This window comes from Peteryoungia ipomoeae (assembly GCF_004912165.1).
Taxonomy (GTDB): Bacteria; Pseudomonadota; Alphaproteobacteria; order Rhizobiales; family Rhizobiaceae; genus Allorhizobium; species Allorhizobium ipomoeae.
This window is the reverse complement of record NZ_STGV01000001.1, coordinates 178,747-193,918: the sequence shown is the minus strand read 5'-3', so window position 1 is coordinate 193,918 and position 15,172 is coordinate 178,747. Positions and strand designations below refer to the sequence as shown.

Here is a 15,172-nt window from a genome sequence, read left to right as displayed (position 1 = left end):
CGCATTCTACACGTTGCCAAATAAATCAGATGGCAGCGGTCACGATGAACTCGACCTTGTAGTCGCGCGTGGCGAGCGGCGCGCCGCTCGTGGCGCGGGCCGGCGGGTTTTCCGGATCGATCCAGCCTTCCCAAACGGCGTTCATTTCGGCAAAGGTCGACATGTCTGCAAGGTAGATGATGGTCTGCAGGATCTTCGACTTGTTCGAACCGGCAGCGGCCAGCAGACGATCAACTTCGGCCAAGGCGGCCTTCGACTGCTCGGCAACCGTCGCGCCTTCACCGACCTGACCGGCGAGATAGACGGTGTTGCCGTGAACGACGGCGCCGCTCATGCGCTTGCCGGGTTCGATACGCTTGATGCTCATGGACTTCACTCCTGCTTTAAGACCTGTGGAAATACTGGGGACGACCCGAAGGCCATCCGCAAAGGCGAGCGTGCAATCTCAGCCGCGTTGGCGCTGGGCATGCTCGTAAGTGGCTGTCGAGCGCGCGCCCGAACGGCAATAGCCAAGCATCGGTCGCTCGAAATCCTCAAGCGCATCGACCATGCCGGCCACCGCATCCGGCGTCACACCCATCGGTCCGACCGGCACGTGCTTGATCTTCAGGCCGAGCTCTTCAGCGCGCTTGGCGATTTCCGCAAACGCCGGTTGACCGAAGTCTTCGCCATCGGGTCGATGGCAGACAATGGACTTGAAACCGAGCGCCTTGATCTCGTCGACCTCATCGACGGTGATCTGCCCGCTGACCGAATATTCCTCGTTGATCTGCCTGATGTTCATCGGCGCACCTCGTAAATCCTGTGGGCCAAACATCTACGACGCGACGGCATGAGCGTCAATGACAGGCACTGTTCGCAAAGCCTCACTCAAAGGAAAAAGAAAGTCCGAAGCTCCGGCTCTCCCCTGGCTGGAGCATGGTGATTTCATCAGCCAGCTCAAGTGCTTGGCGATCCGCCAACCGGTGCGACACGGGCTCGATGCCAAGCACACGGGCAGACAGGCGCTGATTGTGCCAGACCTGAAGATGTGGCAGCGTATCGGTGCGGAAAGAGACGCGCAAAGTCTTGGCGCCGAGGGCAAGCATGGGGCCTAGTCTCACCTCCGCCATGGCATCTTGATCGGCCGGCACACAGAACAATCCGCCGTCTTCGGACTCGAATGCCCATGGAATTCCGCCTCCCGCGAGCATGCCTCCATGAAGGCGGGTGCCAGCATCGAAGTGTTTTGAACCGATGTTCATATGATACATCAGAAAGCACGGGAAAGCCGCAGGCCCTGTATTTATCAGAAGATCGGAAAGAACGACTTCGCCGCTTTCGGCCTTGATCCGCCACTCGCGCTGCAATTCCGCCAGATGGCCGCCAACGAGCGTCAGCGGCACCGTTGCCCGTGCGACCAAATCCCCGTCATCGGTTTCAACGCGCACATCTTGTGCACCATGCCCGGAGGCAGAACCATGCAGCGGAAACCTGAGACCGTTGCGATTTACACTGGGGTGACGGATGTGGTCTGGTCCGCAGGTGAAAAGAAAGCCCTCCAGCGAATGGTCGATTCGCCGATCGCCATCGTCAGGTATGGCGCGACCCGGCGCGATATCAACGCCGTCTACCCAGCAGGAACCGATATCGAACACCGACGTTGTGTCCAGGACCAGACGCGGCCCCTTAGCTCCCTGTATGGTGATCATTGTGCAAACCTCCGACGCGATCGACAACCTGGTCGAACGGGCCGGACGCTAGCATCTCCTCGACGCCTTGCAAGCCGTCGTTTAATGACGCGAGATCCGCATGTGCAACATTTGCCTCGATGACTGTCTGGAAGTATCGGGCCCGCTCCTCAAGCCTTCCAAATCGCGAAAACCCTTCAGGCGTCAGCGCCAGGAGCTCGAATCGACGATCCGATCGATCGCGTCTGCGGGTGATGTAGGCGCGATCCTCAAGAACTTTCACCGCACGGCTGATCTTGGTTTTCGACATGCCGCATCGAAGGGCGATTGCCTTCGCCGTTCCGGGCGAAGTCTCCGCCAGACACCAGAGGACCTGCCATTCCGAAAAGGAAAGCTCATCATCCGGTCCGCAGACGGCGCCGAAAGCGCGATCCAGAACTTCGGCCATGCGCATAAGACGATAAGGCCAGAACGCCTCCAGCCGCAGGGTTTCCTGCATGGTCCTCCCTCCGGGCCTCCCAGCCCTTGTCCTTTCCGCCTCCCCAGACGGTTCTCCACCAGCACATTATCAAATTAGCGAGATGTTCACCATGAATTCACTCTTTCCACATTAGTGTCAAATTTCTAGCGTTTCTCGCGCGCACAGACGAGGAATCCGAATCGTGATCTCTATCAAGAAATTTGCCCTGCTCGCGGCGGTCGCGCCTGTAGCTCTTTGCGCGAACACGTTTGCGCATGCGCAGGCCTTCTATGATCGGCAACCGGCACAAGGGCAGACTCTCCTGGTTTCGCCGGAGGGCGACATCCTGGACTTCGTGCCGGAAGTGGGCGAAGTCGCGATCAGCCGCGACCGTATGGGGCGCACCATTCTCGTTGACCGTCGCGGCAATCTGGTTGCAACCGAGATCCCGGCCGAGAGCTATTATCCGCGCAATGGGCGTAGCCGCCAGCAGGCCTTGCCCGGTGTTGAAGACCCCTATCAGTATGACGAGCAGCAGGCCGAACGCTGGGATGATGAGGTCACCACCGCCTCGATCCCTGACGTGGAACCGCTGCGCCCCGGCTTCGACGATAATTTGCAGGACATGCCGCAGGGCGGCCCGGATCTGCCACTCCCGCCAGATACCCAGCCGGCCCGCACCGTCACGCCGGATATTCCAGTCAAATCGGATCTGTCTCGGCTCGAAATCACCGCACTGCAGGTCTTCCTTGATCGCGAAGGCGTCTCCCCTGGCGTCATCGACGGCAAGATGGGGCAAAATGTCAACAAGGCCATCGTTGCCTGGCAGCAGATCACCGGCGAGACGCTCGACCCGAACAATGCCGAGGACATTCTGGAACGCCTGCGGATGACGGGTGGCATGGCGCTCAAGAGCTATACGATTACCCCCGGTGATGCGGCGGGCCCGTATGTCGCGTCGATCCCCGACGATTACGCCCACAAGGCCCAGCTACCGGCCATGTCCTATACCTCGACCGCAGAAATGCTGGCCGAGAAATTCCATATGGACGAAGGCTACCTGCGCGAACTCAATCCCGGCGTCGACTTCACCATTCCCGGCACCATCATCAAGGTCACCGATCCCGGCGAGACGAAAAAGGGCCAGGTGTCGCGCATCGTAGCCGACAAGGGTTTGAAGCAGGTCTTTGCCTATGGCGAGGATGGCGCGCTCATCGCTGCCTATCCAGCCAGCATCGGCTCGGCTGATACGCCCTCGCCCTCCGGCACTGTGACGATCGAGCGTATCGCCCTCAATCCGGGGTACACCTATAATCCCAAGGTGAACTTTCAGCAGGGCAACAATACGAAAATCCTGCAGATTCCGCCAGGCCCGAACGGACCGGTCGGTACGGTCTGGCTTGCCTTGTCCAAACCAACCTACGGGATTCATGGCACCCCCGAACCCTCCAAGATCGGGCGCACCCAGAGCCACGGCTGTATCCGCCTGACCAACTGGGATGCCACCGAGCTTGCAAAGATGGTGAAGGCCGGTGTCACGGTCGAGTTTCTCGACTGAGCCGCCGGTTCGGCCTCATCGCAGGTATGCTGTTTCAGACAGGTGAACAGTCCGAGACCCACGGCTAACAGAGCCTTGAACCGTCCGGGCAGATTACCGCTCTTCGAAAACGAAACGACCCGCGCTGGTATCCAGACGCGGGTCGAAAATTGAGGCGAGCAGGGAGTCGGACTATCAGGCGGCGGAACGGACAAGTCTGAACAGGCGCCGTGGCTCACTGGACCGAACCACGCGAGCAGGCAGCAGACGCATGACTTCGGCCGCAAAAGCCTTTGCGTTTTCCTGGGCCTTGTCGAGATTGCTGACCTTATGCGGGTCCAGCGAGTATAGGGTGCCGCCACAGTCGAAGATCTCGCGAAACGCCGTGCGCTCTGCAATGGCCGTGTTGATGACGTTCACACCACGGGCGGCAAGCAGGCCCTTGATCGCGAGAAGTGCGCGGGTCGTAACCATCGAGGTCACGCGGGTCAGCACGACCGAATGGGGAATGACGAGATTACCGGCACTCTGCATGAGCTTGATCAGGTCGAGGATCTGCGCCCCGCCCTTTGCATCCATCGCACAGCCTTGAACCGGGATGAGGACGTGATCCGACAGGCCGATGCCGGTTGTGACCATCGCATCGCGGGCGCCTGCGAGGTCCATGATGATGTAATCATTGGTGCGGGACAGCTCGCGGATATGACCCTGGACGGAGGCGACGGATACTTCCGAGATGACTTCGATGTTGTGAAGATGGCCGGTTGCGTCATACCACTGCGTGATCCAGCGCTGCGGATCCGCATCCAGAATGGCTACCCGGTATCCCTGATGGGCCAGTTCAGTGGCAAGCAGCAGGGCTGCTGTTGTCTTACCGGCGCCACCTTTGGCATTGGCGAATGAAATGACTGGCATGCTGTTTTCCCACTATCGGATCCGAGCGGCTCATCGCTCATATCGCAGTCATAGATATCCGACTGCATATGTTCATTCTTGCTAAACATGGTTAACAATTTGCAAACAAAACAATTTCACGCCCTCCCTAATTTTGGGAGTGCGGGTGCTAAAAGCCAGGAAATTCAAGGAATCCAGCGTGGCTTTGAATGTGACTTGGAAACAGGTCAGCACCACACAAAAGGTTAAGAACCGAAGCACGAAGGGCAAGGCCGGATGGCCCTGCCTTTCGTCGTGACGGGAATCAGAAGCAGTCGGCGAAAAGCTGCTTCGTGTTTTCAAGCGTCATTTTGACAGGGTTTCCACCTGCACTCGGATCTTCGATCGCCATGGCCGACAATTCGTCGATCCGGTCATTGGCAATGCCCATGGCTGTCAGGTTTTCAGGAACATGAAGCTCGGCCCGTAGCGACAGGACATAGTCGTAAAAACCGTCGAACCCACCGGAAATGCCGAGATAGGCCGCAGCCCGCTCGATCCGCTCCTCGATCACCGCGCGGTTGAACTTGAGCACCGGCGGCATGACGACGGCATTCGTCATGCCGTGATGGGTGTTGTAAACGGCACCGATCGGATGTGACAGCGCGTGAATGGCGCCAAGCCCCTTCTGGAAGGCGACGGCACCCATGGCAGCTGCCGACATCATGTTGGTACGGGCCTCGATATCGGTGCCGTCATGATAGGCGCGCGGCAGGAATTCCTTCACGAGCCGCATGCCCTCCAGCGCGATACCGGCAGACATCGGATGATAGAAGGGCGAGGAATAGGCTTCCAGGCAATGCGCAAACGCGTCCATGCCGGTACCTGCCGTAATCATCTTCGGCATGCCGACCGTCAGTTCCGGATCGCAGATGACGACGCCGGGCAGGAACTTCGGATGGAAGATGATCTTCTTCACATGGGTGACGGAATTGGTGATGACCGAGGCGCGGCCGACTTCCGAGCCGGTACCGGCAGTCGTCGGCACGGCAACGATCGGCGCGATGCCGTCGGAATTGGCCCGCGTCCACCAGTCGCCGATGTCTTCGAAGTCCCAGACCGGACGGGTCTGGCCGGCCATGAAGGCCACGCATTTGCCGAGATCGAGGCCGGAGCCGCCGCCAAAGGCAACCACGCCGTCGTGACCGCCGTCCTTGTAGGCCTTGATACCGGCTTCGAGGTTCTTCTCGTTCGGGTTCGGATCGACATCGGCAAACAGCGCGCGACCGAGGCCTGCCTCTTCCAACACGTCGAGCGCGGTCTGCGTGATCCCCATGGGCGCAAGGCCGCGGTCGGTGATCAACAGCGGCTTCTTCATGCCGAGCGACTTGCAGGCATCCGCCAGTTCCCTGATCCGGCCACGTCCCATCTTGATGGCGGTGGGATAGCTCCAGTTGGCGACGATATTCATTTCGTGACTTTCTTGAGGTGATAGGATTTCGGACGGGTCAGGTTCTGGAAGCCAAGCACGGAGAGCGAACCGCCCTTGCCGGTTTCCTTGACGCCGGTCCAGCAGAGCGCCGGATCGAGATAGTCTGCCCGGTTCATGAAGACGGTGCCGGTCTCGATCTCGCGGCCGATGCGCGAGGCGCGTTCCGGATCCTGCGTCCACAGCGACGCGGTCAGGCCGTAGGGGCTGTCGTTCATCAGGGCGAGCGCTTCGTCGTCGCTCTTCACCTTCATGATGCCGACCGCCGGGCCAAAGGTCTCGTCCTTCATGAAGGCCATGGAGTGATCGACGTTCACCAAAACCTGCGGCATGATATAGGCGCCGCCGTCATCGGCCGGAAAAAGCTTGGGATCGACCAGCGCCTTGGCGCCCTTCGAAACCGCGTCTGCGATCTGCTCGCGCACGACCTTGGCAAAGCGCTTGTTGGCCATCGGTCCAAGCGTCGTTTCCTGGTCGAGCGGATTGCCAAGCTTGTAGTTGGACACCCAGGCGACCGACTTCTCGACGAAAGCGTCGTAGAGGCTTTCATGCACATAGATGCGCTCGATGCCGCAGCAGCACTGGCCGGAATTATAGGTCGCGCCATCCATCAGCGTGTCGACGGCAGCGTCGAGATCCGCGTCTTCCATGACGTAACCCGGATCCTTGCCGCCCAGCTCGAGACCGAGTCCGGCAAAGGTTCCGGCAGCGGCCCGCTCGATCGAACGACCGCCTTCGACCGAACCGGTGAAGTTGATGAAGTTGAAATTGCCGGCCGCAATCAGCGCCGAGGTCGTGGCGTGATCGAGGAAGAGGTTGATGAAGACGTCGTCAGGGACGCCCGCCTCGACGAAGGCCCGCACCATGCGCTCGCCGACCAGCAGCGTCTGGGTGGCATGCTTGATGACGACTGTATTGCCAGCCATCAGCGCCGGCGCGATCGTGTTGATCGCCGTCATATACGGATAGTTCCACGGCGCGATGACAAAGACCACGCCATGCGGCTCGCGCTCGATGCGGCGGGAAAAGGTCGCGCTGTCCTCAACAACCAGCGGCGCCAGCGCGTCGGCGGCAATGGCCGCGACATAGTTGGAGCGCTCGTTGAAACCCTTGTATTCCCCGCCATAGCGCACCGGACGACCCATCATGTGGGCGAGTTCCGGCACCACCTCATCCGACATCTCGTTGAGCCGCGCGACGCCCTTCAGCACGAGCTGCACACGCTCTTCGAGTGGCCGGCGCGCCCAGGCCTTCTGCGCCTTGCGGGCCCGCCCGACGGCATCTGTCGCCGCGTCCAGCGACATGGCCGGACGTTCGGCGTAAACCGATCCGTCGATCGGCGAAATGCATTGGATCATGGTCATGATCTTCTTCCTGTTTTCATCGGTCACGATGACGGCGACCATGGGTCGCCATCCCTGTTTCCACCCTTACTCAATTATAGGATCAGCTCAACGCTGCCTTTGGTCACGCCCGTTCGAAACCGCGTGCCACCTCCCAGTCCGTGATGCGCCGATCATACTCCTCCTGCTCCCATTCGGCAGCGCGAACATAGTGGTCAACAACGTCATCGCCGAAGGCAGCGCGCAGCATGGCGGAACCGCGAAGCGTCTCGGCAGCGGCGCGCAGCGTCCGCGGAATTTCCCGGACGCCCTCAGCGCCATAGGCATCGCCGGAAAACTCCGGCTCAAGTTCCATCTTCTTCTCAATGCCCTCGATGCCCGCGGCAAGAAGCGCAGCCATTGCCAGATACGGGTTGAGGTCCGAGCCCCCGACGCGGCACTCGACGCGGATGCCCTTGCTTGCTTCACCGCACAGCCGGTAGCCGGCCGTGCGGTTGTCCTTCGACCAGATCGCCTTGGTCGGGGCAAATGTGCCAGCGACGAAGCGCTTGTAGGAATTGATATAGGGCGCGAGGAAATAGGTGAACTCCCCGGCATACGCCAGAAGCCCCGCCATGTAGTGCCGCATGACGTCGGACATGCCATACCTGCCGTTTTCGTCGAAGAAGAGCGGCGTCTTGCCATCGACAGACCATAGCGACTGGTGGATATGCGAGGAAGAGCCTGCGGCATTGTAGTGCCATTTGGCCAGGAAGGTGATGGCCTTGCCCTTCGACCAGGCAATTTCCTTGCAACCATTCTTGATGATCACGTGCCGGTCGGCCATCGAAAGCGCATCGGCATAGCGGACATTGATCTCTTCCTGGCCGGCAGACGCCTCGCCCTTGGAATTTTCGACCGGGATGCCGGCCCCCTGCAGGCCCTTGCGGATTGCCCGCATCACATCCTCTTCCTTGGTCGTCTGGAAGATGTGGTAGTCCTCATTGTAGCCAGAGACGGGTTTCAGGTCGCGGTATCCGGAAAGGCGCGCCGCGTCATAGGTCTGGTCGAAGAGGAAGAATTCGAGTTCTGTCGCCATGAAGGCCTTCATGCCCATGGCTTCGAGCCGGGCAACCTGCTTTTTCAGGATTGCGCGCGGCGAATGCGGCACTTCGGCATGGGTGGCGTGGTCGAGCATATCGCAGAGCACGAGAGCCGTTCCTTCGAGCCAGGGTATCCGGCGAAGCGTCGAAAGATCGGGCTTCATCGTATAGTCGCCATAGCCCTTTTCCCATGACGTCGCTTTGTAGCCAGAGACCGTTTCCATCTCCATGTCCGTGGCCAGCAGATAGTTGCAGCTATGGGTTTCCTTCCAGGCGCTCTCCACGAAATACTCGGCTTGAAAGCGCTTGCCCATCAGCCGGCCCTGCATGTCCACCTGACACGCCAGAACCGTGTCGATGCGCCCTTCGGCGACGTCCTTCTTCAGATCTTCAAATGTATAAGTGGTCATGTCGGTGTTCCCAGGGCAGCGTTTGGCTCATGCCGTCTTGTTTTTGTGCAGGCGACCCGACCGGGGCCGGATCGCCGACGCGGGTCTGATCAGCCGTAGCGATAGGGCTTGCCAGCCTTTTCCATGTCGGAATTGTACTTCTTCAGGATCTCGACCACCTTGCCGGTGCGCTCGGTCTGCTTGGCAACCTCCTCCCAGAAGACATGGGCCGCATCTTCAACCGTCTTCCATTCGGCATCGGGAATGCTTGTCAGCTCGAGACGCTTGCCTTCGGCCCGCAGGCGGGCTTCGCCACCCCAGTACCAGTGAAGGCGCTTGTAGTGCGAGGAATCCATGCACATCTGCCAAAGGGTCTGGAGGTGTGGCGGCACCTCGTTCCAGCGATCGGCATTGGCGAAGAACGAACCGCACCAGCCGCCCGACACGTTGTTGGTCAGGAAATACTTGGTGACATCGACCCACCCCGAGGTGAAGACCTCGGTGATACCGGACCAGGCGATCGCGTCGATTTCACCGGTCTGCATGGCAACCGGCACGTCTTCGAACGGAATGGTGACCGGCACGACACCGAACTGCGAGAGGAACTGTCCAGCCGTCGGGAAGGTGAAGACGCGCAGGCCCTTGAGGTCATCGAGCTTGGTGATCGGCTTGTTTGTGGCAAAGTTGCACGGATCCCATGCACCGGCCGACAGCCACTTCACGCCCACTTCCGAATAGGCCTGATCCCAGATTTCGGCGAGGCCATACTCGTAGAACAGCGTCGGCACATCGAGACTGTAACGCGAGGCAAACGGAAAGTAGCCGCCGAAGACCTTGATATCGACAGGCGAGTTCATCGAATCGTCATCAGACTGAACGGCATCGATGGTCCCGGCCTGCATGGCACGGAAGAGTTCGCCCGTCGGAACGAGCTGGTCGGCTGTGAAGAGCTGAATTTCCATCTCTCCATTTGCCGCCTTGTTGAAGGCATCGACGGCAGGACGCACGACGAATTCGGCAAGCGCCGCGCCGGCATAGGTCTGGAGACGCCAGGTGATCTTGGCATTCTGAGCTTTGACATAAGGGGCTGCAAGCACAGCGGGCGTCGCCATGGCGGCCGTTTTTAGAAATGAACGTCTGCTATTGGTCATGTTGTTTCCCTCTGTTTTTATCGTTTTCATCCACGGAACCCTCCGCCCCGCGCATGGTCTGGTGCCGGACCCGTTTGCCGGGTCTCTCGTCATTGCAAATCAGCCTCGCAGATAGATCTGGCTTGGAAGCCAGGTGGCAATCTGCGGGAACATCATGATGATCGCCATGCCCAGGAGCATGATGGCGACAAAGGGGAAGACCGATCGATAGATGTCGACAAGCCTGATTTCGGGCGGTGCCATCGCACGCATGAGGAAGAGATTATAACCGAAGGGCGGGGTCATGTAGGCGATCTGGCAGGTGATGGTATAAAGGACGCCGTACCAGACGAGTGCGTTGTCGACGCCCAGATCGAGCTTGCCGACCAGCGGGATGTAGAGCGGTGCGACGATGACAAGCATGGCGGTGTCATCGAGGAAGGCTCCCATCACCAGGAACGACAACTGCATCATGATCAGGATCTGCCACGGTGTCAGGCCGATATCGTTGACCAGCAGTTTCTCGATCGCCCTGACGGCGCCCAGGCCGTCGAACACGGCGCCGAAGCAGAGGGCCGCCAGAATGATCCACATGAACATGCAGGAAATGCCAAGCGTCTGCTCGAGCACCCGGTTCCACACTGCCTTGGTGAGACGCCCCTTGTACCAGGCGGCAAACAGCGCGCTGAGAGCACCGATCGCCGAGCTTTCGACCAGGCTGGTGACCCCCATCAGGAACAGGCCCATCATCAGGAAGAAGATGAGGAATGGCAGGATGCCCGCACGCAACAGCTTGAGCTTCTCACGCATCGGCATGTCGCGCTCCTCCTTGGGGAGCGCGGGGCCAAGCGCCGGATTGAGCCGGCAGCGAATGATGATGTAGAGGCAAAAGAGCGTTGCAAGCAGCAAGCCGGGGAATACACCGGCAAGCCAGAGCTGACTGACCGGCTGGCGCGCAATCATGCCATAGAGCACCAGCACCACGCTTGGCGGGATAAGGATGCCAAGCGAGCTGCCGGCCTGGATGACGCCAGACACCATGATCTTGTCATAGCCGCGGCGGAGCAGCTCCGGCAGCGCAATGGAGGCGCCGATTGCCATGCCGGCAACGGACAGGCCGTTCATCGCCGAGATCACCACCATCAGGCCGATGGTGCCGACGGCCAGACCACCCGGCATTCCACCGAACCAGACATGGAAGGCTTTGTAGAGATCTTCGGCAATGCCGGATTCCGACAGCATGTAGCCCATGTAGATGAACATGGGCAGCGTCAAAAGCGGATACCACTTCATGAGCTTCATGCCGGCCGAAAAGCCCATTTCGAAGCCGCCATTGCCCCAGAGAACAGCAGCGGAAACGACACCGACGAAACCGATCGTGGCGAAGACACGCTGCCCAGTCAGCATCGACAACATCATCGATGAAAACATCAGGAGCGCGATCATTTCATAGCTTAGGAACTCGCTCATGGGAGTGGCCTCCCGATCGCAACAGCAATGTCCTTGATCAGGATCGACGTCGCCTGGAGGAACATCAGAGCAATACCGATCACCATCACGATCTTCACGGGCGCCATGTACGGCGACCAGGACGAGTAGCTGGTCTCGCTGTATTGGAGTGCGTAAGCGGTGCTCGATACGCCGCCATAGAGGAGGAAGAAGAGGTAGACGAAGAGCATCAGGATGGTCACGACATCCACGACCGCCTTTGTCTTTGGTGACCAGCGACCGTAGAGCAGATCCATGCGGACATGGCTGTCGAGTTGCAGCGAATAGGCTCCGCCGAGAAGATAATAACCCGCCATCACGAACTGGGCCATCTCAAGCGTCCAATGTGCCGGCAGGAACATCGTCTTGGACATCGATGAATAGAGCAGTATGCCCATCAAAACGAAGATGCCATACATGACGATACGGCCGACGCGCCGGTTGAAGCCGTCAACGATACGAACATAGGCCGTGAAGACTTCAGGCATGAACCCATCCCACCACTGTGCGGACAGCAGATGCTGCCTGACTACCGATCGCCTCAAGCGCGCTGATCGACATCCAATCCCTCGCTTCCTCAACCATCATGCCTCACCGGCCGAAGCCTCACTCAGCGTCGCAAGGGCGTTCGACACCATCCGCTCCAGACATTCTGCGGCGGCCGCCAGCCCTGGCTCATCGCGGACCAGATCATTGCGCACTTCGATCATCACGTTCAGGTGGCCGCCCGGCAAAGCATGCAGTTGCAAGCTGTGCGTCACGCCATCATCGGGACCGTAAGGCGCGTTGCGCTCGATGCGGTAGGGTTCCCCCGGCGCAAGGGCAAGCATCGCGTCGGCCAGACGGCTGTCGGCATCATGGAGAATCCCAATCTCCACGGAACGCGGCTGGCCGAAGTAGACCGGCGTGAAGGTGTGGATTGTGATCACGACTGTACGGCGGCCTTGACCAACGCGAGCGGAAAAGGTCTCACTGATGCGGTCGTGAAAGGGGACGTAGAACGCTGCCATCCGAGCATATCGCTCCGCTGCCGAAAGCCCGACATTGGCTGATATCTCGTAGACTTCGCTCTTTGCCGGCATGGCGGCTGGCGATTCCGGCGGACGATTGCAATCGTAGAGCAGCCGCGAAAAATTGGCCTGAATCAGCACAGCATCGAGACGCGATGACAGAAGCATGGCGAGCGCGAGAGCACCGGGGTCCCAGGCGGCATGACTGTCTCGGACCTCCTGCGAAAGACCAAGGTCAAGCGCCGAAACCGGGAAGCGGTTAGATGCATGCTCACAGATGAGCACCACATCTCCGGCACCGGTTTCATTGTGTACGGACACGGCGTCGCCATCGGCTGCCGCCAGTATTCCTGACCTCACCAGCATCCCAGTTCTTCCCCTGAGCCTATCGGCTTCTGTTCTTTCCGAAGAGAATTCTTCACAGAACCTCGACTGTCAATCGTCCTTTTGAAAATTTCTCTTCACGGACGTGTTGACAGGTTTGTGACGGCAGCGCTTAATCTTGGTCAAAAGCTGGCGAAGACTGGCTTGGGGGAGAGCGTCTATCCTTGCTGAATACGTCCAAGACAGTGTCGGACGTGATCCATGCCCATTTCAACGGGCTGACACGGGCCGAGCGACAATTGGCAGAAAGTCTGCTGGAGAATTACCCTGTCTCCGGGCTGGGTAGCATAACGACGATTGCCGAGAATGCGGGCGTATCGACGCCGACGGTCGCACGCATGGTCCAGAAGCTGGGCTACAAGGGCTATCCGGAATTTCAGGCGCATCTGCATCAGGAACTCGAAGCCACGATTTCCAATCCGATCGCAAAGCATGACCGCTGGGCGGCGGATGCACCCAATCGCCACATCCTCAATCGCTTTGCCGAAGCGGTCATGACCAATCTCCGCACCTCGCTTGGCGAACTGAAAACCGCAAGCTTCGACGAGGCAGCGCTCCTTCTCGGCGACCGCAACCGCAATATCTACTTCGTCGGCGGTCGCATCACCGGGGCACTGGCGGAGTATTTCTTCACCCATATGCAGGTCATCAGGCCAAAGACGACCCTGATGTCGTCGAATGCCAGTGCCTGGCCGCAATATGTGCTGAACATGCAAGCCGGTGACGTGCTGGTGATCTTCGATATCAGGCGTTACGAGGCCGACCTGACGACGCTTGCCAAGGTCGCAAAAGCCAACAAGGTCGAGATCATCCTGTTCACCGACCAGTGGATGTCACCGGTCGCGCCGCATGCCGGAACCTGTTTCAAGCTGCATATCGAAGCGCCCTCCGCCTGGGACTCCTCCGTGGTCACGCTCTTCGTGGTCGAAGCGCTGATCGAGGCCGTGCAAAGCTCGTCCTGGGATGAGACGCGTGAGAGAATTCATACGCTTGAAGGCCTCTTCGAGCAGGCCCGGCTCTTTCGGAAACCAAAATGAACGGCGGATACAGCACATCAGAAGCCGCAGACAGACACATGAAACAGGTGATCGGGCGCCGGGTGAAGCCCGTCACATAACCATAACAAATCACCCCTAATTGATCCGCATCGCTGCCAACCTCAGAGGAGAACTCCAGTGACCACAACGTTCCGCAAAATGCTGTCTTTGACGACCGCGCTCGTCATGACAACGTCGGCTGTTGCCTATGCCGAGCCGAGCGCCGAGCTTATCGAAGCGGCCAAGAAGGAAGGCATGCTGACCACGATCGCCCTGCCCCATAGCTGGTGCGGTTACGGCGACGTGATCGCCGGCTTCAAGGCCAAGTACCCGGAAATCCAGGTCAACGAACTGAACCCGGACGCAGGCTCGGCCGACGAAGTGGAGGCCATCAAGGCCAACAAGGACAATAAGGGCCCGCAGGCTCCTGATGTCGTTGACGTCGGCTTGGCCTTCGGTCCGCAGATGAAGGCCGAAGGCCTGCTGCAGCCCTACAAGGTTTCCACCTGGGACGAAATTCCAGACGCCATCAAGGACGCCGAAGGCTATTGGTACGGCGACTACTACGGCGTTCTGTCGTTCATCGTGAACAAGGACCTCGTCGAGAACACGCCGGCCGACTGGGCCGACCTGCTGAAGCCAGAATATGCCGGCCAGGTCGCTCTCGCCGGTGACCCGCGCACCTCCAACCAGGCCATCCTCGGCGTACTCGCCGCCGGTCTGTCCAAGGGCGCGAAGCCCGGTGAAGAGTCCGGCAAGGCTGGTCTTGAGTTCTTCGCCGAACTGAACAAGGCCGGCAACTTCGTTCCGGTCACCGCAAAGGCCGGCACGATCGCCCAGGGCGCCACTCCGATTTCCATCGCCTGGGACTATAACGCCCTGGCATGGAAGGACGAAATCAACGGCAACCCGCCGGTCGAGGTCGTCGTTCCGAAGACCGGCGTTCTCGCCGGCGTTTATGTTCAGGGCATTTCGGCCTACGCGCCGCACCCGAACGCTGCCAAGCTTTGGATGGAATACCTCTACTCCGACGAGGGCCAGAACCTTTGGCTCAAGGGTTACTGCCACCCGGCACGCTTCAACGCCATGGCGAAGGCCGGCAAGATCGACCAGGCTCTTCTCGACGCTCTGCCGCCAGCTGAAAGCTACGAGGCTGCTGTCTTCCCGACGGTGGAAGAGCAGAACGCCAACAAGGCGGCGGTGACCGGCGGTTGGGACACTGTCGTGGGCGCCAACGTCCAGTAATTTTGCGACCATTCTGGTCCCGGCCCGACTCGTTC

15 protein-coding genes are annotated in these 15,172 nt (G+C 59.6%); 3 read left to right on the top strand and 12 right to left on the bottom strand.

All coding sequences use genetic code 11. The annotated features are described in order from the left end of the window. Window positions 1-25: 25 nt before the first annotated feature. The 4 genes from FAA97_RS00930 to FAA97_RS00915 all read right to left on the bottom strand — a co-directional run bounded on the left by FAA97_RS00930 (window position 26) and on the right by FAA97_RS00915 (window position 2,169). A complete protein-coding gene (locus FAA97_RS00930; protein WP_136596658.1) occupies window positions 26-367 on the bottom strand; it encodes a RidA family protein in 342 nt (113 codons plus the stop codon). A 78-nt stretch (window positions 368-445) separates the two neighbouring features. Further along, entirely contained in the window at window positions 446-784 is a 339-nt protein-coding gene (locus FAA97_RS00925) for a protein tyrosine phosphatase family protein (protein ID WP_136596657.1), read from the bottom strand. Between the two features lie 82 nt (window positions 785-866). Then, window positions 867-1,691 (bottom strand): DUF4432 family protein, encoded by an 825-nt coding sequence (locus tag FAA97_RS00920; protein ID WP_136596656.1) that lies wholly within the window; start codon window positions 1,689-1,691, stop codon window positions 867-869. After that, the gene (locus FAA97_RS00915) at window positions 1,669-2,169 is read right to left on the bottom strand and encodes a MarR family winged helix-turn-helix transcriptional regulator (protein ID WP_168800884.1); all 501 of its coding nucleotides are present in this window, start codon (window positions 2,167-2,169) and stop codon (window positions 1,669-1,671) included. Before FAA97_RS00915 ends, FAA97_RS00920 begins: the two co-directional genes overlap by 23 nt. 163 nt (window positions 2,170-2,332) lie before the next feature. On the opposite strand from FAA97_RS00915, the gene FAA97_RS00910 reads away from it, so the two are divergent. Next, window positions 2,333-3,688 (top strand): L,D-transpeptidase family protein, encoded by a 1,356-nt coding sequence (locus FAA97_RS00910; RefSeq protein ID WP_425467390.1) that lies wholly within the window; start codon window positions 2,333-2,335, stop codon window positions 3,686-3,688. A 174-nt stretch (window positions 3,689-3,862) separates the two neighbouring features. Here FAA97_RS00910 and FAA97_RS00905 read toward each other — a convergent pair whose 3' ends face one another. The 8 genes from FAA97_RS00905 to FAA97_RS00870 all read right to left on the bottom strand — a co-directional run bounded on the left by FAA97_RS00905 (window position 3,863) and on the right by FAA97_RS00870 (window position 12,837). After that, window positions 3,863-4,582, bottom strand: a complete 720-nt coding sequence (locus FAA97_RS00905) for a ParA family protein (RefSeq protein WP_136596655.1) — start codon at window positions 4,580-4,582, stop codon at window positions 3,863-3,865. A gap of 283 nt (window positions 4,583-4,865) precedes the next feature. After that, window positions 4,866-6,011 carry an iron-containing alcohol dehydrogenase gene (locus tag FAA97_RS00900; RefSeq protein WP_136596654.1) on the bottom strand — a complete coding sequence of 382 codons (1,146 nt, stop codon included), beginning with the start codon at window positions 6,009-6,011 and terminating at the stop codon, window positions 4,866-4,868. Further along, on the bottom strand, window positions 6,008-7,393 hold the full coding sequence (locus FAA97_RS00895) for an aldehyde dehydrogenase family protein (protein WP_136597665.1): 1,386 nt from the start codon (window positions 7,391-7,393) through the stop codon (window positions 6,008-6,010). The genes FAA97_RS00900 and FAA97_RS00895 overlap by 4 nt, the downstream gene beginning before the upstream one ends. Before the next feature lie 103 nt (window positions 7,394-7,496). Beyond that, window positions 7,497-8,864 carry a glutamine synthetase family protein gene (locus FAA97_RS00890; protein ID WP_136596653.1) on the bottom strand — a complete coding sequence of 456 codons (1,368 nt, stop codon included), beginning with the start codon at window positions 8,862-8,864 and terminating at the stop codon, window positions 7,497-7,499. A gap of 89 nt (window positions 8,865-8,953) precedes the next feature. After that, window positions 8,954-9,994 carry a TRAP transporter substrate-binding protein gene (locus tag FAA97_RS00885; protein ID WP_136596652.1) on the bottom strand — a complete coding sequence of 347 codons (1,041 nt, stop codon included), beginning with the start codon at window positions 9,992-9,994 and terminating at the stop codon, window positions 8,954-8,956. Between the two features lie 99 nt (window positions 9,995-10,093). Continuing rightward, window positions 10,094-11,443 (bottom strand): TRAP transporter large permease, encoded by a 1,350-nt coding sequence (locus tag FAA97_RS00880; protein ID WP_136596651.1) that lies wholly within the window; start codon window positions 11,441-11,443, stop codon window positions 10,094-10,096. Continuing rightward, window positions 11,440-11,949 carry a TRAP transporter small permease subunit gene (locus FAA97_RS00875; protein ID WP_136596650.1) on the bottom strand — a complete coding sequence of 170 codons (510 nt, stop codon included), beginning with the start codon at window positions 11,947-11,949 and terminating at the stop codon, window positions 11,440-11,442. The genes FAA97_RS00880 and FAA97_RS00875 overlap by 4 nt, the downstream gene beginning before the upstream one ends. Before the next feature lie 96 nt (window positions 11,950-12,045). After that, window positions 12,046-12,837: an N-formylglutamate amidohydrolase gene (locus FAA97_RS00870; RefSeq protein WP_136596649.1), complete on the bottom strand. Its 792-nt coding sequence runs from the start codon at window positions 12,835-12,837 to the stop codon at window positions 12,046-12,048. A gap of 182 nt (window positions 12,838-13,019) precedes the next feature. On the opposite strand from FAA97_RS00870, the gene FAA97_RS00865 reads away from it, so the two are divergent. Continuing rightward, complete coding sequence (locus tag FAA97_RS00865) at window positions 13,020-13,892, top strand: MurR/RpiR family transcriptional regulator (protein ID WP_136596648.1); 873 nt, start codon at window positions 13,020-13,022, stop codon at window positions 13,890-13,892. Between the two features lie 159 nt (window positions 13,893-14,051). Further along, window positions 14,052-15,137 (top strand): ABC transporter substrate-binding protein, encoded by a 1,086-nt coding sequence (locus FAA97_RS00860; protein WP_425467399.1) that lies wholly within the window; start codon window positions 14,052-14,054, stop codon window positions 15,135-15,137. The last annotated feature ends 35 nt before the right edge of the window (window positions 15,138-15,172 follow it).